The following is an 18,935-nucleotide window of genomic DNA, read 5'->3' as shown; positions in this document are numbered from 1 at the left end:
TTTACCTGTATATTCCACTCCTGAATCGGGCAAAATTTTAGCAAATCGTCTAGGAGTGTGATTTAAAGTGGTAAAAGGTGTATCCCGTCGTGTCATCGTTATCAAGTCTCCGGGCCTGCATCTGTTTGACGAAGCAATCTTCATCGTCAAGGAGGAAGCGCTCCGCGCAGGCGGCGTAACGGGCGATGAGATCGTCCGGCAGGCGCAGGCGGTAGCCGACCGTTATATTCGCGTTCACCTGAAAAAGTCTTTCTTATCAAAATTGCCCGCCCCGGCCTTTGCCGCTTTGGGCGCGGCATTTACGGCGCTCATCTGGGTTTTGACACAGTTTGTTATATAGTCTTCCGCCATAAGCGGCGCCGTCTGTGATGACGACGCCGCTTTTCTTGTCAATGCCGGTTATCATTGAAAGCTATTGAAAAGGGGCTGTGTCTTCCGGCTTGTCAACAAGGGGCGCGGGTGGTATAGTTAAAAAGCAAAAAATGTTGGAGGGCGTCACATGTCGGTATTAATCCGAGATATCCTCGCGATCCTGCCCGAGGGCGCGGCTGTCTGCTCCGTTGCCGTTGAAAACGGCGTCATCACGGCTGTCGGCGACGTTCCGAAAGACTTCCGTGCGGAAAAAACAATCCTCGGCTCCGGCAAAATGCTCATTCCGGGCCTTATAAACGCGCACACCCACGCCTATATGACGCTTTTCCGCAACGTCGCCGACGACCTGACGTTTCATGACTGGCTTTTCGGCCGCATTCTGCCGTTGGAAGACCAGCTGACACATGAGGACTGCTACTGGGGCTCACTGCTCGGCATCATGGAAATGCTCTCAACGGGTACGACAGCCTTTAACGACATGTATATTTTTGTTGACGCGGCGGCTCAGGCCGTCTATGACAGCGGTATGCGCGCCGTTTTGTCGCGCGGGCTTGTCGGTGACCGGGAAAACGCCGCGGGCGGCGCGCAGCGATTACACGAGGCAAAGACGGAGATTGAAAAATGGCGTGGCTATAACAACATCAGCTTTATGCTGGCGCCGCACGCACCATATACGTGCGATGATATCTATCAAAAGGAAGTTGCCGAAGAAGCGCACCGTCTTGGCGTACGCATTCACACGCATCTGTCCGAAAGCCAGTCCGAGATGGCGGCAATTCGCGCTTCTTATGGCTGCACGCCGCCGGAACTCTATGACAAAACGGGTCTTTTGTCGGATAAGACCGTTGCGGCCCACTGCGTCTATTTGACGGATGACGATATCGCCCTCTTAGCACGCTGCGGGGTGTCCGTTGCAACGAATCCAGTCAGCAATTTAAAGCTTGCCAACGGCATCGCGCCAATTCCAAAAATGCTGAAGGCGGGTATTAACGTGGCGCTCGGGACGGACGGCCCCGCCAGTAATAACACACTCAACATGTTCCGTGAGCTCGCCTTTCTCACGGCGCTTCATAAGGGAACGACGGGCGACCCGCAGGCGGTCACGGCTCGTGAAGGCTTACAAATTGCGACAATCAACGGTGCCCGGGCGCTCGGTCTGACAAACGTCGGCGCCATCAAACCGGGGATGGCGGCGGACCTCGCGATTATCGACCTCGACCGTCCGAACCTCCAACCCCTGAATGACCCCGTGGCGGCGCTGGCCTATTCAATGAACGGCTCGGAGGTCGAAACCGTCCTTGTCGGCGGGAAAATATTAATGGAAAACAGGCGCTTTCTGACGATTGACCGTGATCGGGTCCTCCATGAAGTCAGCCGCGTCTGTGAAAGGATCGGAACACGATGAGTGATATTCGCGATATTGCCCTCGCCCCATCGGGCGAGAAGAAAATCGCCTGGGCGCTTCGGAACATGCCGCTGCTCAACGCCCTTGATAGGGAACTGTCCGTGTCAAAACCGTTTCGCGGCCTTAAAATAACGCTGTCCGTCCACATGGAGGCCAAAACAGCCTGCCTGTGCCGGATGCTGCAAAACGCCGGCGCCGAAATGCATGTGACCGGCTGCAACCCGCTCTCCACGCAGGATGACGTCGCCGCGGCGCTGGCTGCCGGCGGGATGGATATCTACGCCGTCCACGGCGTGAAGGCCGCGGAATATGAGCGCCATCTCGTCGCCGCCCTCGCGTCGGGCCCCAATATCATCATTGACGACGGTGGCGACCTCGTCGGTTTGGTACATACAAAACTTCAGCATCTCATCCCGGGCATACTCGGCGGTTGCGAGGAGACGACAACAGGCGTTGTCCGTCTTAATGCGATGGCCCGCGAGAAGACGCTCAAATTCCCGATGATTACCGTTAACAACGCCCAGTGCAAATATCTTTTTGATAACCGCTACGGGACGGGCCAATCCGTTTTAGACGGCATCAACCGTACGACGAATCTTGTCGTCGCCGGGAAAACCGTCGTTGTCGCCGGATATGGCTGGTGCGGCAAGGGGATCGCCATGCGCGCCAAAGGCTTCGGCGCACGCGTCGTCGTCACGGAAATCGACCCCGTCAAAGCGCTCGAGGCGATGATGGACGGCTTTGATGTCATGCCGATGGCAATGGCTGCCGAAATCGGCGACCTGTTCATCACAGCGACAGGCTGCAGCGGCGTTATCACGCCGGAGCATTTCAACAACATGAAGGACGGCGCCGTTTTATGCAACGCCGGTCACTTCAATGTCGAGGTTGACGTGGCATGGCTTGATCAGCACGCCGTCAATAAGGCTGAGCAAAAGCCGAACATCATGGGATATGCGCTCGAAAACGGGCGGACGATCTTTGTTTTGGCTGAGGGGCGGCTCGTTAATCTCGCCTCCGGGGATGGGCACCCCGTTGAAATCATGGACATGAGCTTCGCCATCCAGGCGCTTAGCGCCAAATTCCTTGCCGATAACAGGGATAAGCTCGTGCCCGGTGTCCACGCGGTACCGGTGGAAATCGATACGGCGGTTGCAAAAATGAAGCTTGCCGCCTGCGGTCTTTCGATTGATGCGCTGACAGAGCAGCAGCGGGAATACCTATCCAGCTGGAACGTCTAAGCTGCACTGTCGGTATTAATGAGCTTGTATCAATCATCCTATCTTTCGAGGTCAAAATATGAAAAAAGTCATGCTCGTTTTCGGCACGCGGCCGGAGGCCATAAAAATGTGCCCGCTCGTGCTGGAACTGAAAAGCCGAGATAATTTCGAGACACTCGTCTGTGTCACCGGCCAGCACCGCCAAATGCTTCAGCAGGTGCTCGACGCCTTTAACGTCACGCCGGACTTTGACCTGTCCGTCATGTCAGACAGGCAGACATTGTTTGATATCACAGAGCGCGTGATGCGCGGCATGAAGGACATTTTGGAGCAGACACGCCCCTACGTCGTCCTTGTTCATGGCGACACGACAACGACGTTTGCCGCCAGTCTTGCCTGCTTCTATCTGGACATTCCCGTCGGCCATGTGGAGGCCGGTCTGCGCACCTACAATATTACATCACCGTACCCGGAGGAGTTCAACCGGCAGGCCGTTGACAGTGTCGCGCGTTTTCTCTTTGCGCCGACAGCCGTCTCCGAAGCCAATCTGCTGCGCGAGGGCAAAGCGCCGGAGACAATCTTTGTGACGGGCAACACGGCGATAGATGCCTTAAAAACAACGGTACGCACCGATTACACCCATCCGGAGCTCAGCTGGGCGGAAGGCAGCCGCCTCGTGATGCTGACGGCGCACCGCCGCGAAAATCTCGGTGCGCCGATGTACCGCATCTTCGGCGCGATCCGCCGGATTGTCGACGAATTTCCCGACGTTAAAATCATCTACCCCGTCCATCTAAACCCCGCCGTCCGGGAGGCAGCACGTGACGTCCTTGGCGGCCACGAACGGGTGCATCTCATTGACCCGCTTGATGTGCTTGATTTTCACAATTTTCTCGCGCGCTCCTATCTCATTCTCACGGATTCAGGCGGCATTCAGGAGGAAGCGCCCTCCCTCGGCAAGCCGGTCCTCGTTCTGCGGGACACGACGGAGCGCCCGGAAGGCGTGGACGCCGGAACGCTCAAGCTCACAGGCACCGACGAAGAGACGATCTACCAAGAGTTTAGAACACTGCTCGTCGATCAGCGCGCCTATGACGCGATGAGTCATGCCTCCAACCCATACGGTGACGGCTTTGCCTCAAAACATATTGCGGATATTCTTGAAAAAAAGTTATAAATATGGAAAAGGGCTTGACGCCAAACGAACAGGCGCTGATTTTCCAAAAGCCAGTCATAACGGAGGATTACCATGAAAAAAGCTGTCGCTGCCTTGATGCTTTTCGCAACACTTCTGCTCAGCTCCTGCGGCTTAAATAATATGTTTTCACGAAATCAGAGCGCATCGCCATCATCCGGCGCCACCCCGTCATCCAATCGTTACGGTTCGCCGATGGCGTCGCCCCAAAATACGCAAACGCCGCTGACATCGTCGGAGCTGTCCTATTTCACTGCGTATTTTGAGGACCCCCAAAACAACGGCTTTTTATTGTCGGTTGATTGTAAAATGAAATTGAACACTTGAACAGAAAAATCCATAGTGATTATTCTTCGTGGTAAAATGTAGTTCCTACACAACATCTGCCACCGAAAGGATACAATCACTATGGATAACAATGATTCTATCACAGTCAGCGCAGAACGCAAGAAAGGGCAACACTTGAGCTTGGAAGATCGTGGTGCTGTCAAAGCCCTCTTGAAGCAGGGACTTGGCGTACGCGGCATCGCCCGAAACATTGGCTGTTCACCGTCCACCATCTCATACGAGTTAAGGCGAGGTACACCGACACGGAAGAGCAACAGGGGCCAAGCACCTGGCTATTCTCCGAAACTCGGCGAGGCCATCTACAAGGCTAATCGAAGGGCTTGTGTCAAGCCCCTCAAAGCAGGCTCCTGCAAGACTTTCATTGACTGGGTAGTCAAGCAGATCCGGGAACACAAGTGGTCGCTGGATTCCTGCTGCGGATATGCGAAGCGACAGCGTTTGTACAGTGAAGATCAGATGGTTTGTACCCGCACTCTGTACAACATGGTCTGGGCAGGCTTGCTTCCCATCACGCCGACCGAACTGCCGGAAGCCTTAAAACGCAGCACCCGAAAGGCCAGGGGCAGGGAAAACAAAAAGCACTACGGCACAAGCATTTCCGCCCGTCCTGAGATCGCTTCCCTTCGTATAGAAGGCGGCCACTGGGAGGGCGACACCGTGGTTGGAAAACGAGCTGGGAAAGAGGCAGTTGTACTCTCTCTGCTGGAGAAGAAGACCGAGCACTACATCGCCATTCGTATTCCCGGAAAGACCAGTGATGCGGTGATGTCTGCCATGAAAAGCCTACGCGCTGAGTACGGGGAACGTTTTTCACAGATTTTTAAGACGATTACCGTAGACAACGGCAGCGAGTTCGCCGACTTTGCAGAAGTCGAGGCTTGGGGTTCCCAGATCTACTTTGCCCACCCATACAGCTCTTGGGAACGTCCTCAGAACGAAAGGCATAATGGACTGTTCCGGACCTTCGTTCCAAAGGGAACATCTATTGAGCAGTATACAGACGAGGACATCCTGTCCGCTGCTGATGAGTTAAATGGGCGACCCCGGAAGAAGCTCGGATACCACACGCCAGAGGAACTATTTGAAGCCTTTCTTGATTCCGAATACGCAGCCTGACGGCTGCGACAACCTTGGCACAGACAGCGCCTGCGGCACCATCTGTGTCCAAGGTTAATTGATGGGAACGATTTTGCCTCGGGGTGTTCAATTTGCACTTGCAATTTATGGCTTTTTATTGTCAAACTACGCTAAACCTTCAGAAATTGACCTGGATGCGCTTTTTTACACCGGTGCCGGGATTGCCTCTGACGGGCAGGAAATCAGCTCAGACGAACAACAGGCCTTTATGGATGCGTATGAATTAGACAGCATCGACGGCGACCTGCTTAAGCTGTCCACCAAGCAGATCAACGACTATTTGAAAGAAAAAGCAGGCGTCACGCTCTCTCAAATCAGCGGGAAGCTTCACTGGCTGTACATCCAAAAGTACGACGCGTATTACAGCATGGTCTTTGATACAAATTATGGCTTTTTCAACTGCGTCAGCGGCTATAAAACAAGCGACGGGACATATGTCATCCAATGCGAGGACAATCCCGAATATGGCCAGCAGATCGATCGCTGCGTTGTCACGCTCCATCAGTCTGGCGACAGTTACATGTTTGTCTCAAACAACGCCCATATGGTGTATTGATCGCAAACTTTTCACAGAAAATTGCAAATAGTAAGCCCGGCTGCGCCTGTACGCTGCCGGGCTTGTCATTATTGAGACCGAGTCTGCTCTTTTTACGTCGTCTCCTGCGGGATACCCTGTTCATCCGGCGCATACAGGTCGTCGGCGGAGATCACCGTACTACCGGCGGCAGGCTCTCTGGCCGGTGTCTGCGTCGTATCCGCGTATGTAAATGAAATATTCAGGGCTTGGCGCGTCACATCATTGACGGCGTCTTTCAGCACCAGACTGCCATGACCGTCGGTTGTATAGGCAAACAGCATCTCTGTTTTATATGTCTCAGCATACGCGTCGCCATATCGATAGGTGGCGTCATCCGTCAAAGACAGCGATAATCCTGTAAATGTTTCTCCGCTAAAGGAATAAACCATCTTCAATGTAAACCGGTTGGTATATCCGTATTCATCGCCTTCGGTCTCCGTTTCCGATAGCGATACGACATATGAATCGCCGTCTCGAACCATAGCCTGATCGCTGAAAAGCTGATTAATATTATTCAAAACACTTTCGATATTGTCATTACCGGAGCGCAGCTGACTGACAAGAAGATGTTTGACGCCGTCTCGGAAGCTGCCACCGGCAGCGGCGATGTCGCTCATGCTCAGGCCGGAATAACCGCTCATGCTTAAAACATCTAACCCAAAATTCGTCCCAGCGTTCCCCGTTTCATTGGAGACCCACGCATCTGCCGAAATACCGTAAACTGACGACAGGAGTGGGGATTTTATATACATCATCCCTGTCTCGTTATTGATGATGATGCTCATATCGATATTATCGAGCTGGCTTAACAAGGCTCTTGTCTCATCGTCAAGCGGTTCAGCGCTCTCGAGCATTTCGGTAAAATCGGATAGATTTGTTTTCAAGTTCAGGCTCATTTCCTCGCCACCCTTGTCAAAAAGGCCTGAAACCGTGCCGGTAGCCGTTAAAGCACTAGGCACAGCCGGTTGGTCTTCATCCTCCAAATTGCCGTACAGTGACGATTGCATATCCATGGAATAATCAAAAGTGCCCTCTAAGGTATGGCTTTTTTCCAAAAAGCTTCTGTTATAGGCAAGATACTTATCCAAAACCGTATAGGTTGCGCCGCTTCTCGCCATAAGCTCGTCAACAGTCCCGAGGACGATGGTGCGTGCCGCGCCATCCCACGATACGGTATACCCAAGCGCCTGGGCCGCATAGCGTATGGAGATGTAGATTTTTCCGGTGCTCGTGTTTTCAATCGGCGGGTAAGCGCAGTACATGTCATACGTCTCCTCCCCGTCAGTTATCGTGATATTGCCGCTGCTGCATGGCATCACAACGGTCGTTGTTCCCGATACCGCCGTTATCGTTTTTGACGCGGCGTCATAAACAGCGCGTGCACCAAGCGCCTTGAAAAGGGTGTTATATGGTGCAAACGACCTGCCGTCCTGCATTAAAACCGGCACAACATTGAGTGTTTTCGTCCCAAGCTTGAGGTGAATCGGCGCCGCCGCCGCCGCAACCGACATCGGCAGCAACAACACCAGACAAAGCGCCCCTGCGATAAGCCCTCTTATGTATCGACGCATCAGATTTCCTCCCGGTAATCTGCTTCTTTAGAAGCATTATTTTGCCGTATTCGTTTTGAAATTCCTCTTCCTTACTATTATAGCAAAATATAAATATATTTCAATTTATTTATAGTGCCCAGACAATAACAAAGACGGGAGATATCTCCCGCCTTTGTTATTCATTATCCGGTGCGCCAGCGTCGTATGAAAACACCTATTCGTCCAACTTCAAAACCGCCATGAAGGCTTCCTGCGGCACCTCGACGCTCCCGAGGCTCCGCATGCGCTTCTTGCCTTCTTTTTGCTTTTCAAGAAGCTTTTTCTTGCGGGTGATATCGCCGCCGTAGCATTTGGCCAAAACATCTTTCCGCATGGCCTTGATTGTCTCGCGGGCAATGACCTTGCCGCCGATGGCCGCCTGCACGGGGATTTCAAAGAGCTGTCGCGGGATGTTGTCTTTGAGTTTTTCGGCAATCCTTCTGCCGCGCGCATAGGCCTTGTCCTTGTGGACAATAAAAGACAGCGCATCCACGACCTCGCCGTTGAGCAGAATATCGAGCTTTACAAGCTCGGATGGCCTGTACCCGAGAAACTCATAGTCAAGTGAGGCGTACCCGCGTGAGCGGGATTTGAGCGCGTCAAAAAAGTCATAGATAATTTCGTTGAGTGGCATGTCGTATTGCAGCTCGACGCGCGCCGTGTCAAGATACGTGAGCGCCTTGTATTCACCCCGCCGGTCCTGACAAAGATCCATAATGTTGCCGACGTATTCAGGCGGGCAGATGATGGCGGCTTTGACAAAGGGCTCCTCCGCCTGCTCAATATGGGCCGGGTCGGGATAGTTAAGCGGGTTATCAACCAGGATCGTCTGCCCGTCCGTTTTCGTCACGCGGTAGATAACGCTGGGAGCCGTCGTAATAAGGTCAAGATTGTATTCGCGCTCGATCCGCTCCTGAATAATCTCCATATGCAAAAGGCCGAGAAAGCCGCAGCGAAAGCCGAAACCCAAAGCGACTGACGATTCCGGCTCGAAGCTGAGCGCCGCGTCGTTGAGCTTGAGCTTTTCCAGCGCGTCGCGCAGGTCCGGGTATTCTGCGCCATCGACCGTGTAGATGCCGGAATAGACCATCGGTTGCGCAGGCTTATAGCCCGGCAGTGCCTCTTGCGAGGGGTTCTCCGCCCCTGTGACAGTGTCGCCGACCTGGGTGTCGGCAACATTTTTGATGCTGGCCGTCAAATATCCAACGTCGCCGGCGCACAAGACGTCGCACGGTTCCATGCCGATTGGGCGTAAATGCCCGATTTCAACGACGCGGTATTCAGCGCCGGTTGCCATCATCCGAACCGTCATATCCGGGCGCAGCTCGCCGTCAAACAGCCGCAGATAGACGATGACGCCGCGGTACGCGTCGTACTGGCTGTCAAAAATGAGCGCGCGGAGCGATTTTGAGCAATCGCCCTTCGGCGCGGGGACGTTTTTAACGATGCTCTCGAGCACCTCGTCAATGCCGATGCCGAGCTTGGCTGAAATTTCCGGCGCGTCAAGCGCTGGCAGACCGATGATGTCCTCGATTTCAGCCTTGACCCTTTTCGGGTCAGCAGCAGGCAAGTCAATTTTATTGACAACAGGGAGAATCTCAAGATTATGCTCCAGTGCAAGGTAGGTGTTAGCCAGTGTTTGGGCTTCGATCCCCTGCGCCGCGTCGACAACGAGAATCGCCCCCTCGCAAGCCGCGAGAGACCGTGACACTTCGTAGTTAAAATCAACGTGACCCGGTGTGTCGATCAGGTTAAGCGTATACGTTTCACCGTCACAGGCTTTGTATGTGAGGCCGACGGCGCGTGCTTTGATCGTAATGCCGCGCTCACGCTCGAGCTCCATGTTGTCCAGAAGCTGATTTTCCATGTCTCGCGCGTCGACGGCGCCGCATTTTTCGAGCAGCCGGTCGGCCAGCGTCGATTTGCCGTGGTCAATGTGGGCTATAATAGAAAAGTTGCGGATTTTTTCTTGATCGATCATGTACACACCTCATGGCGCATTTATTGTCTCGAATGTCCAGCGTCATCCCATTGAAGGCGTTTTCAGCTTCCGGACCGATTCTTCAACAGCCACGAAGAGCTTATCCAATGCATCTTGGGATTCCGGATATTTTGCTTTGATTTCCTCTAATATCAATAAGCGTTTGTATTGTGGGTCATGTCTGATGCGAATAATCTGGGTCATACAAAAATCTTCTGAAATCTTGATCGCCGCATCAAGCAGCATGCTGCTCTCATCTGCTGGGCGGCGGCACATAGCGGCGAGGAGGCGGTACATCCAGAATTCAAAATAGTCTCTGACTGATGCCGTTAACGTATCGTCTCCGATATCTTTTAGAAGCGACAGGAGCAGCGCCGCGTTGTCAAGGCTGCTTCTGATGCTGTCTGTGAAGCACGGCATGGCGATGTTATCACTGCATGCCTCCTGCCGGGCGCGGCCAAGAATAAAGTCTGCCGAAACACTGTAATAATCACAGGCTTTTATAATGAATTCCATCTTAGGCTCACGGACGCCGTTTTCGTAATGTGACAGAAGCGCCTGCGAAATTCCAAGGTCGTCAGCCACTTTCTTTTGGCTGAAGTTTTTGCCGCGCCGGAGATTCGTGAGCGCTTTTGCGAAATTAGGCTTCATATGTTTGGCACCTTTCGTCAGACCTTCGCCGTGCGGTCTTCTGCGTTTTCCGATACTGGGGCAGCCGGAACGCCTGCCATCTCCCGGCTGCTATATTACAGTTAGTATAGTATAGCCGGAAGATCTCTTTTTGTAAATAAGATTTCACAAAGCCTTCTTGCGCTTTTTTCCTGTTGGTGGTAAAGTAGGACGTTGTATCAATAAATTTTTAATATAAATTCGAGGTATCGAAAATGACGGAGAAAAGAGTAATCATCGAAGGCTCTGGAAAGCATTGCCACGTCACGCGCGAAACGCTGGACACGCTCTTTGGAAAGGGGTTTGAGCTTGTCCCTAAAAAGTGGCTGTCGCAGCCCGGCCAGTTTGCCTCCGACCAGAAGGTGACCGTCGTCGGCCCAAAGGGCCAGACGACCGTGACGATCATCGGCCCCTGCCGCCGTGCCGATCAGGTAGAGCTCTCCTTTACCGACGCCCGTGCGCTCGGTTTTGAGCCACCGGTTCGTGAAAGCGGCGATTTAAAAGGCAGCCCCGGCTGTAAGCTTGTCGGCCCCAGCGGCTCTGTCGACATTGAAAGCGGCGTTATCATCGCCAAGCGCCATCTGCATTTAACACCGGAGGACGCCGAAAAGTTCGGTCTTCATGATAAACAGGTCATCAAAATCCGTGTCGATGGCGATCGCGCGCTTATTTTTGATGAGGTTGTCGCCCGTGTCAGCCCTGACTACGCCACGTTTGCGCACCTCGACTACGATGAAGTTAACGCAGCAGCGCTTTTCGGCACGCCAACCGGCGTGATTATTGACTGAAATAACGGCAAATAAAAAGGCTGCCCTTCTTCGGCAGCCTTTTTAGTACGATGGTGTTTAAAAAACAATGTTTAAAATAAGTGTCAGGACAACGAAAACAATCGCCACCCATTTCGTAGCTCTGGCCAGCTTTGAATCGAGCGTTTTCATCTTGTTTTTTGACAGATATGTGTCCGATCCGCCGCCAATGACGCCGGAGAGGCCGGCCGTTTTGCCTGTCTGCAAAAGGACAACGGCAATGAGGATAACACAAGTAATGAGCTGAAAAATCGTAACGACCGTTTCCAGGAGGATCATTCCCTTCAAATCAAGTAACGCGCCGGATGGCGCGACAATTGCGTATTCGTTATAATAACACAACTTTGATGCGTTGACAAGAGCTTTTTGCGTTTTCGTCGGCGCCTCGGGAGGATGACCGATGCTGTTCGATACACACGCACATTATGATGACGCTCAATTTGATCCAGACCGCGATGCCTTGCTCGCCTCGATGCCGGAAAACGGCATTGAGCTAATCGTGAACGCTTCCAGCAATCTGTGTTCGGCGCAGGCCGGGCTAAAGCTTGCCGAGGCGTATCCGTTTATTTTTGCAGCCGTCGGCGTCCACCCGCACGATGCCGGTGACATGAACGACGCAACACTCATAGCGCTTGAAGACCTGTTAAAGCACCCGAAAGCCGTCGCCGTCGGCGAAATTGGGCTAGACTACCACTATGATTTCTCCCCGCGCGAGATTCAGCAGCAGCGCTTTCGTGACCAGCTTGCTCTGGCCAGACGCGTCGGGCTGCCTGTTGTAATCCACGAGCGCGAGGCCACGCATGACGTTTTGTCAATTCTCGATGATTTCCCTGATGTCCGCGGCGTCTTCCACTGCTATTCCGGCAGCTGGGAGACGGCCAAAGGCCTCTTGGATAAGGGGTGGTATCTCTCGTTTACCGGTGTTATCACCTTTAAAAACGCGCGCCGCGCCGTCGAGGTGCTCGAAAAAATGCCGCGTGACCGCATCATGATCGAAACAGATTGCCCTTACCTTGCGCCGGAGCCGATGCGCGGCCGCCGCAACAGCTCATTATATTTAAAATTTACGGCGTTGAAGCTCGCCGATATCATCGGCGTATCCCCGGAGGACGCCTGTCAGCTGACCCTGGAAAACGGCCGTCTCTTTTTTGGCATTTAACAGCATATTGTCTCCATTGCCGCTATTTCAAGTTCGTTCATAGAGTATTCACACTTTGTTAAATTGTTGGCGGTCCAACTTGCGATATACTTTTCCCGGCAGTTATTGCTGTACAGCGCCATTTTCTGTCTGCGCTGATAATATTTTAAGGGGGGAACCTCTCTTGATCGAAGTGCGTGACCTCGTTAAGCGGTACGGTAGCCACACCGCTGTGGATCATCTGAGCTTTAAGGTCGAAAAGGGGCAGATATACGGCTTTCTCGGCCCCAACGGCGCTGGTAAAACAACGACAATGAACATTATGACAGGCTACATCGGACCGACGGCCGGTGACGTTATTATTAACGGTCACAATATCCTTGATGAACCGGAAGCCGTCAAGCGCGCCATCGGGTATCTGCCGGAACAGCCGCCGCTGTACACCGACATGACGCCCCTCGAGTACCTCGACTTCGCGGCCGAGCTGAAAGGCCTTGACAAAGAGTCGCGCCAGGCCGCTGTTGACGACGTCATCGGGATGACAAAAATCGTCGCTGTCAAAGACCGCCTGATCAAGAACCTTTCCAAGGGGTACAAGCAGCGCGTCGGTCTGGCGCAGGCCATTCTCGGTCTGCCGGAGATTATCATTTTAGACGAGCCGACCGTCGGGCTCGACCCAAAACAAATATTAGAAATCCGCGAGCTAATACGCGGCCTCTCAAAAGATCATACGATTCTTCTCAGTTCCCATATCCTCTCGGAGGTCCAGGAAATCTGCGACCACGTCCTGATTATTCACGAAGGGCATCTTGTCGCCTCTGGTACGCCCGCCGAGCTTGAAAAACAGCTGACAAGTCACGCCGTCGAGATGACGGTTAAAGGTGACGACGCCGACAGTATTAGAAAGCTTTTTTCAGACATTCCGGATGTCGTCAATGTCAGCTGCCGCCTTTTTGCGCCGGGTGAAGTCCATGTCACCGTCGAGGCACAAGGGCTTGCTGATGTGCGTGCATCACTTTTCTATGCCTGCGCAGCCGCCGATAAGCCTATTCTGATGATGCGCCAGTCAGGCGTTTCCCTAGAGGATATCTTCTTAAAACTCACTTCAGAAAAGCCTGAAGCAGGCGATATACATTCGAGCCGGAAGGTTGGTGATGCGTCATGACGGCCATTTATAAACGCGAGGTTCGCTCCTACTTTTTTTCGATGATCGGCTGTATATACGCTTTTGTCGTCCTGCTTGTGATTGGACTGATGTTTCTCTTTACAAATCTGCTCGGCGGATACCCTTATTTCGCCATTACAATTGCCAACTGGCTTTTCCTGCTCGTTATGGTTTTCGCCGTTCCTTTTCTGACAATGCGCTCTTTGGCGGAAGAGCGCCGCGCTAAAACCGATCAGATGCTTTTGACATATCCCGTATCCGTTTCCCAGGTTATTCTCGGCAAGTTTTTCGCCATGGTAACGGTTTATGCTGTCCCGCTCATCATCTCCTGTCTGATCCCCCTGATCATTTCGTGGGACAGCGCCGGCGCAGGCTCCTTGATGATTGACTTTTCCGCCATTTTGGCGCTCATCTGCCTCGGGTTTCTGTTCGTCTCCGTCGGTATGTTCATTTCTTCCCTCACGGAGAGCCAGGTCATCGCGGCCGTTTTGTCAATGGGTGTTTTGCTATTGCTCTTCCTTTGGTCGGATCTGGTCTCTTTGCTGCCGCAGACAGTGGCGGCTTCGTTGATCGGCTTTTTTATCATCCTGCTTATTCTTCTCTTTATTTTGTATCATTTGTCTCACAACGCGACGGCAACGGCTTTTGTCGGCCTCGGCGGCGCGCTCACTCTATTCGGTCTGCTCCTTTTCGGCAGGGGCTTGCTGCCCGGTTTGCTGAACAAGATACTCGGAATTTTTTCGGTTACTGAAACCATTAACAATTTTTCCAGCTACAACGTTTTTGATTTGAAAGGGCTGTTATTTTTCCTCTCCTTTGCCGCCCTGTTTGTTTTTCTCACCATACAGTCCGTCTCAAAACGGCGCTGGAGCTGAAGGAGGATGCGAATTTGAGTAACGAACTGATGAAAAAAGTTAAAAACCTTGTTAAAAAGCTTAATGGCGAAAAAACGGCCGGTACAAAACGCGGCATGATGACAGCTGCTGTTTCCGCTGTCGCCGTGGCCGTCGCGGTCATTTTTAATCTCGTGCTTGGCAGTCTGCCGGCGCGGACGCTGCAGTACGACATCTCTGGAAAGGACCTATACACGGTATCGGGCGATACGGTCTCCTATCTCAAAGGGCTTGATAAAGATATTTCTATCGTCGTTCTCGCCAAAGAATCCCAGCTTGACGAGCATCTGACGAAATTTTTAAAAAACTATGCCGCGCAGTCTCAGCACCTTTCTCTTAAAATAATCGACCCAGTTTTAGACCCCACGGCGCTGAAAACGTATGGCGCAGAGCAAAACACCGTCGTCGTCACCTGTTCTGACACCGGCCGTTCAAAAATGCTCTATATTAATGGGGTCGACGGCATTCAGGACGGCCTCATTATTAACGACTTTAACACGTACTATTCCACCCAGACGCTCAAGCCGATTGCCATCGACGCCGAAGGCCAGCTGACAGGTGCCGTCACTTACGTAACGAGCACCACCTCCTCGAATATCTACACGCTGACCGGTCATGACGAAGCCGGCCTCGGCGCAAACGCGCAGGACACCCTAGAGAAGGCGAACATCACCGTCTCCTCCCTCAATCTGCTCACGGCACCTTCGATCCCGACCGATTGTGAGCTTGTTGTCTGCGTGAGCCCGGAAAAGGACCTGGCCGACGTTGAGCTCTCAACCCTGCAGGCTTATCTCCAAAACGGCGGGCATCTTATGCTGTTTGTTAAGGACGCCTCCCTTAAAAACTTTAACACCCTGCTCAAGGCCTACGGGCTTGAGCCGCTTCAAGGAACCGTTGGGGACACCGAGCGGTATAACCAGCAGTACGCCAGTTATTACGGGCAATATTTATTTTACCCCGTTTTGTCGACCGACAGCGACATCACGTCGTCCATCACTTCAGACGCCATTGTACTCAATCCCAGCGCTTTAACGCTCGTCACGCCCGCGCAGGCAAACATCGCCGTTGCACCGCTGCTCACGACCTCGGAAAGCGGCGTTCTTGCTTCCGGCAGCGCCTCAACAAAAGGTACGTATATTGTCGCCGCGACGGCTGTCGTATCGCCCTCGGATGAAGCATCTGCCAGCACGCGGCTGACAGTATTTGGCGGTGCCTCGCTGATCGACAACGACCTGACGTCCTCCTTTACAAACCTCTCAAACCTGGACATCTTTTTAAACGCTGTTTCGGCAAATTTGAAAAACCCATTAAACACTGTCAATATTCCAGCCAAAAGTCTGCAGGTTCAGCCGGTTGAAATCACACATCCCGCACTCTGGAGCGTGTTATTCCTCGCTGTTATCCCCGTTGGCGTTTTGGTGACAGGGCTCGTCGTCTGGACAAAACGGAGACAGCGCTGATGAAAAAAAGCGTCAAACAGCTTTTAATCCTGTCTGCCGCTCTTGTTATTTGCGTCGGCGCTTACATCGGCGTGTCCGTCTATAATGCAAACACGGCAAAAAAGCAGGCCGAAGCTGAAAGTAAAACGGCGCTGTACAGCGCCGTCATGGGATCGCCTATTCAAATTTCCTGTCAAAGTGCGGGACAAACGCGTTCCTACTCTTTTGAGAACGGGATCTGGTATGACAATGGCAACAGGTCCGTGTCTGTTGACCAGACGGCTCTTGATGCGATTGCGTCCGCGCTCGATAGCCTCAAGGCTGTTGATACGCTCAGCGCGCCGTTATCACTTGAAGTCTACGGCCTCGAGCAACCGCTTTACACGGTTCAGGCAGCCGATAAAGACAATAAAGAATTCAGCCTGCGTATTGGGACGCAGACCGGTGAAAACTATTACGTGCAGGTAGCTGGTGCCAATGCGGTTTATACCATACCATCAGCGCTTGCCAATGCCTTGGCGGCAGTGATGACGGCGTCGTGATTGCTTTCCGCATGCCCCGAAACTGATGAAACTACCGCAAGAGAAGCCGCGGGACGATAACCTGAAAATCGGTTGCCGCTTTCGAAGGAAAGTGGCCATGACGCATGGATTTCAAAGACATGAAAGCTGCGTTTTGCCGAAGGAGGTTGCCGTCCCGCTTATGCTGCCCGGGAAATCATGGGTTCAGCCTCTGCGAAATCAGAGGCTTTTAAAGTCCTCGATGAGCTTTTTAACATTGTCGCCGCTGGCGCTGACCATACCGGTTTTGGAAACCGTACCGCCTTTTGCCTGACAAACTTTCGCCATCTGTTTGATAGCGCCTTTGCCACCCCAGAAGGACCGCGTGACAAACAAGCCGACCTTCTGCCCTTTGAGGGACGGGATTTTATCTAAGTAGAGCTTCATGACGGAAGCGAGCGATAGCCCCCAAACGGGCGAAGCGAGAATGACCGCGTCGTATCCTTCCGTACCCGGCGCCGCAGCGACTTTTGACAAGTCGTCACCGGCCGTCGTGACCTGTTCCAAAAGGACGTAATTGCCAGAAGAAAGAAGTGCCTCTTTGAGTTTTTTCGCCACGGAGAGTGTCTTGCCAGTTTTCGAATAAACAATGATGCCAATTTTCATTTTATTATTCTCCTTCTTTCTAAATTGGGTGGCTGGATGCTAGACGTTGCCAGTATAACATAAATAATTTTGCTCTTCAACTAATTTTCATAAAGGATGACAAAGGTTTTGCCTTTTTTTCAAAGACTTTGTATCTTTTGCCGTTGCAAAGTTATCTCTTTTCAACGGGCCCTCTTTTTTAACGTCCATTCTGGCGCAGCATCTCAAATTTTATTAACCGCGAGAAGAACAAAATTCACAATAAACAGAATCGTTGCGCCGTACATGATCGGGTGCACTTCCTTAAATTTTCCCTTGAGAAGACGAAGCGTCACAAAAAGTATAAACCCAAAGGCAATACCTGTTGTAATGCTGTAGGTAAATGGCATCATTGCCACTGTGACAAAAGCCACAGCCGCTTCTTCGAAATTGTGCCAGTCAATATCCAGAACAGATCCCATCATAAGAATACCGACAACGATCAGCGCGGGAGCCGTAGCGCAGGCCGGAACAATGCCGATAACCGGCGCGAGAACGAGGCTCAGTGCGAAAAGGATCGCCGTCACCACGGAGGTAAGCCCTGTCCGACCACCCTCGGCAATACCGACGGCACTCTCGGCATAGGCCGTTGTATTAGATGTTCCGACAAAAGCGCCTGTAATAGTCGCACACAGGTCGGCAAACAGTGCTTTGTCCATCCGCGAGTGAAGTCCGCTGGCCGAATATAAGAGTTCCTCGTCTTTCTGGTCGAAGATTCCCGTACGCCGACCAATACCGACAAAGCACCCCAGCGCGTCAAAAATATCGGTAAGGACAAAGGCGATGATGGCGGTAAAAGCGAGAACGAGTCTGCTTGGGTCAGCAAACAAACCCGTAAAATCCATTTTGAAAGCGGTGTCTTTAATCGCCGCGATAGACGACCCGATTGCAGAAGGAGATATGGAAATCGAGCTAAAAAACGCACTCGCCGTTGTATCTGCCGGAATTGACGGGAAGAAAACACTGGGTTTGATTCCGCAAGCTATACAGATCAGCGTAATTGCCGTTGTCGTTATAATACCGATTAAGATAGCCCCTTTGACCTTTTTAGCCATCAGAACAATTATCAGCAAAACGCCGATGATAGCGAGCAGAACGGCAGGATTTGAGAAATTGACAAGCGAGGGCACCGCCGAGGAATTAGCGATGACAGTTGCGTCTGCCGGGGTCTTACCAAGGAAAAGAAATGTGCCAGGGTCTGACGTGAATTTTAGCAATCCTGCGTCTTTAATGCCGATATAGGAGATAAACAAGCCGATACCGCCGCCGATTGCCCCCTGAAGCGTCTTAGGAAGAGAGCGGATGATCGCCTTGCGAAGGCCAGTCGTTGTAATGATGATGTTGATAACACCACAAATAAGTACCATCGCCAGCGCTTGTTCCCATGTAAAGCCCATGATCTGGCAGATGGTGAAGGTGAAAAACGCATTCATCCCCATACCCGGAGCAAGCGCAAATGGGACATTTGCAAAAAAAGCCATCACAAGCGTTCCGACGACAGACGCGATGATGGTGGCGACAAATATACCCTGAGGCGAAAACGGGTTGTCCGGCGTTCCGGCGAGTGTCAGGATGTTCGGGTTGACAAAGATAATGTACGCCATGGTGACAAACGTGGTAATGCCTGCGATGATTTCAGTTCTGACATTGGTGCCATATGTCTTAAGCTTAAATAATTTCTCCATAAGTATCTCCTCTCTTCTAATGCTAGTGTGCTTATTGGTGATATATTACACTATACTTTTTTCATGCACAAGTTCATTTATATATTTTGTCCTAATTTTATGCTTTCGGGTCATACTATAAGGTATCTG

Annotated in this window: 19 protein-coding genes; 13 read left to right on the top strand and 6 right to left on the bottom strand. The window is 52.1% G+C overall.

Translation table 11 applies throughout. The annotated features are described in order from the left end of the window. The first annotated feature begins 67 nt into the window (after positions 1-67). The 7 genes from IZU99_00365 to IZU99_00335 all read left to right on the top strand — a co-directional run bounded on the left by IZU99_00365 (position 68) and on the right by IZU99_00335 (position 6,233). Positions 68-340: a translation initiation factor 2 gene (locus tag IZU99_00365; GenBank protein ID UOO37755.1), complete on the top strand. Its 273-nt coding sequence runs from the start codon at positions 68-70 to the stop codon at positions 338-340. Between the two features lie 159 nt (positions 341-499). Beyond that, on the top strand, positions 500-1,777 hold the full coding sequence (locus IZU99_00360; GenBank protein ID UOO37754.1) for an amidohydrolase: 1,278 nt from the start codon (positions 500-502) through the stop codon (positions 1,775-1,777). Continuing rightward, the gene (locus tag IZU99_00355) at positions 1,774-3,018 is read left to right on the top strand and encodes an adenosylhomocysteinase (GenBank protein ID UOO37753.1); all 1,245 of its coding nucleotides are present in this window, start codon (positions 1,774-1,776) and stop codon (positions 3,016-3,018) included. Before IZU99_00360 ends, IZU99_00355 begins: the two co-directional genes overlap by 4 nt. A 58-nt stretch (positions 3,019-3,076) precedes the next feature. Next, on the top strand, positions 3,077-4,174 hold the full coding sequence (gene wecB, locus IZU99_00350) for a UDP-N-acetylglucosamine 2-epimerase (non-hydrolyzing) (protein ID UOO37752.1): 1,098 nt from the start codon (positions 3,077-3,079) through the stop codon (positions 4,172-4,174). A 72-nt stretch (positions 4,175-4,246) separates the two neighbouring features. Beyond that, positions 4,247-4,519 carry a hypothetical protein gene (locus IZU99_00345; GenBank protein UOO37751.1) on the top strand — a complete coding sequence of 91 codons (273 nt, stop codon included), beginning with the start codon at positions 4,247-4,249 and terminating at the stop codon, positions 4,517-4,519. A gap of 81 nt (positions 4,520-4,600) precedes the next feature. Further along, positions 4,601-5,656: an IS30 family transposase gene (locus IZU99_00340; GenBank protein UOO37750.1), complete on the top strand. Its 1,056-nt coding sequence runs from the start codon at positions 4,601-4,603 to the stop codon at positions 5,654-5,656. A gap of 61 nt (positions 5,657-5,717) precedes the next feature. Beyond that, positions 5,718-6,233, top strand: a complete 516-nt coding sequence (locus IZU99_00335; protein UOO37749.1) for a hypothetical protein — start codon at positions 5,718-5,720, stop codon at positions 6,231-6,233. A gap of 92 nt (positions 6,234-6,325) precedes the next feature. Here IZU99_00335 and IZU99_00330 read toward each other — a convergent pair whose 3' ends face one another. The 3 genes from IZU99_00330 to IZU99_00320 form a co-directional block, all read right to left on the bottom strand. Beyond that, complete coding sequence (locus IZU99_00330) at positions 6,326-7,825, bottom strand: copper amine oxidase N-terminal domain-containing protein (protein ID UOO37748.1); 1,500 nt, start codon at positions 7,823-7,825, stop codon at positions 6,326-6,328. Positions 7,826-8,021: 196 nt separating this feature from the next. Further along, complete coding sequence (gene lepA, locus IZU99_00325) at positions 8,022-9,827, bottom strand: elongation factor 4 (GenBank protein UOO37747.1); 1,806 nt, start codon at positions 9,825-9,827, stop codon at positions 8,022-8,024. 42 nt (positions 9,828-9,869) lie between these two features. Further along, entirely contained in the window at positions 9,870-10,478 is a 609-nt protein-coding gene (locus tag IZU99_00320; GenBank protein UOO37746.1) for a helix-turn-helix transcriptional regulator, read from the bottom strand. A 233-nt stretch (positions 10,479-10,711) separates the two neighbouring features. Between IZU99_00320 and pduL the strand changes: the two genes are divergently transcribed. Further along, positions 10,712-11,284, top strand: a complete 573-nt coding sequence (gene pduL, locus IZU99_00315) for a phosphate propanoyltransferase (protein ID UOO37745.1) — start codon at positions 10,712-10,714, stop codon at positions 11,282-11,284. Positions 11,285-11,341: 57 nt separating this feature from the next. Here pduL and secG read toward each other — a convergent pair whose 3' ends face one another. Next, complete coding sequence (gene secG, locus IZU99_00310; GenBank protein UOO38699.1) at positions 11,342-11,581, bottom strand: preprotein translocase subunit SecG; 240 nt, start codon at positions 11,579-11,581, stop codon at positions 11,342-11,344. Between the two features lie 121 nt (positions 11,582-11,702). Between secG and IZU99_00305 the strand changes: the two genes are divergently transcribed. The 5 genes from IZU99_00305 to IZU99_00285 all read left to right on the top strand — a co-directional run bounded on the left by IZU99_00305 (position 11,703) and on the right by IZU99_00285 (position 16,479). Then, complete coding sequence (locus tag IZU99_00305) at positions 11,703-12,461, top strand: TatD family hydrolase (protein UOO37744.1); 759 nt, start codon at positions 11,703-11,705, stop codon at positions 12,459-12,461. A gap of 163 nt (positions 12,462-12,624) precedes the next feature. Beyond that, complete coding sequence (locus IZU99_00300) at positions 12,625-13,605, top strand: ABC transporter ATP-binding protein (GenBank protein UOO37743.1); 981 nt, start codon at positions 12,625-12,627, stop codon at positions 13,603-13,605. Then, positions 13,602-14,480 carry an ABC transporter permease gene (locus IZU99_00295; GenBank protein UOO37742.1) on the top strand — a complete coding sequence of 293 codons (879 nt, stop codon included), beginning with the start codon at positions 13,602-13,604 and terminating at the stop codon, positions 14,478-14,480. The genes IZU99_00300 and IZU99_00295 overlap by 4 nt, the downstream gene beginning before the upstream one ends. A 14-nt stretch (positions 14,481-14,494) precedes the next feature. Continuing rightward, positions 14,495-15,958 carry a Gldg family protein gene (locus IZU99_00290; protein UOO37741.1) on the top strand — a complete coding sequence of 488 codons (1,464 nt, stop codon included), beginning with the start codon at positions 14,495-14,497 and terminating at the stop codon, positions 15,956-15,958. After that, positions 15,958-16,479, top strand: coding sequence for a DUF4340 domain-containing protein (locus IZU99_00285; GenBank protein ID UOO37740.1), 522 nt, complete (start codon positions 15,958-15,960; stop codon positions 16,477-16,479). The genes IZU99_00290 and IZU99_00285 overlap by 1 nt, the downstream gene beginning before the upstream one ends. 198 nt (positions 16,480-16,677) lie before the next feature. On the opposite strand, the gene IZU99_00280 is transcribed toward IZU99_00285, so the two are convergent. Both IZU99_00280 and IZU99_00275 read right to left on the bottom strand, forming a co-directional pair. Beyond that, complete coding sequence (locus IZU99_00280) at positions 16,678-17,103, bottom strand: NAD(P)H-dependent oxidoreductase (GenBank protein ID UOO37739.1); 426 nt, start codon at positions 17,101-17,103, stop codon at positions 16,678-16,680. 203 nt (positions 17,104-17,306) lie between these two features. Beyond that, complete coding sequence (locus IZU99_00275; GenBank protein ID UOO37738.1) at positions 17,307-18,806, bottom strand: NCS2 family permease; 1,500 nt, start codon at positions 18,804-18,806, stop codon at positions 17,307-17,309. Positions 18,807-18,935 lie beyond the last annotated feature (129 nt).

This window comes from Oscillospiraceae bacterium CM (genome assembly GCA_022870705.1).
In the GTDB taxonomy this organism is placed as follows: Bacteria; Bacillota; Clostridia; order Oscillospirales; family Oscillospiraceae; genus Sporobacter.
Note: the sequence above shows the minus strand (reverse complement) of the source record. Positions and strands in the feature narration are given on the sequence as shown.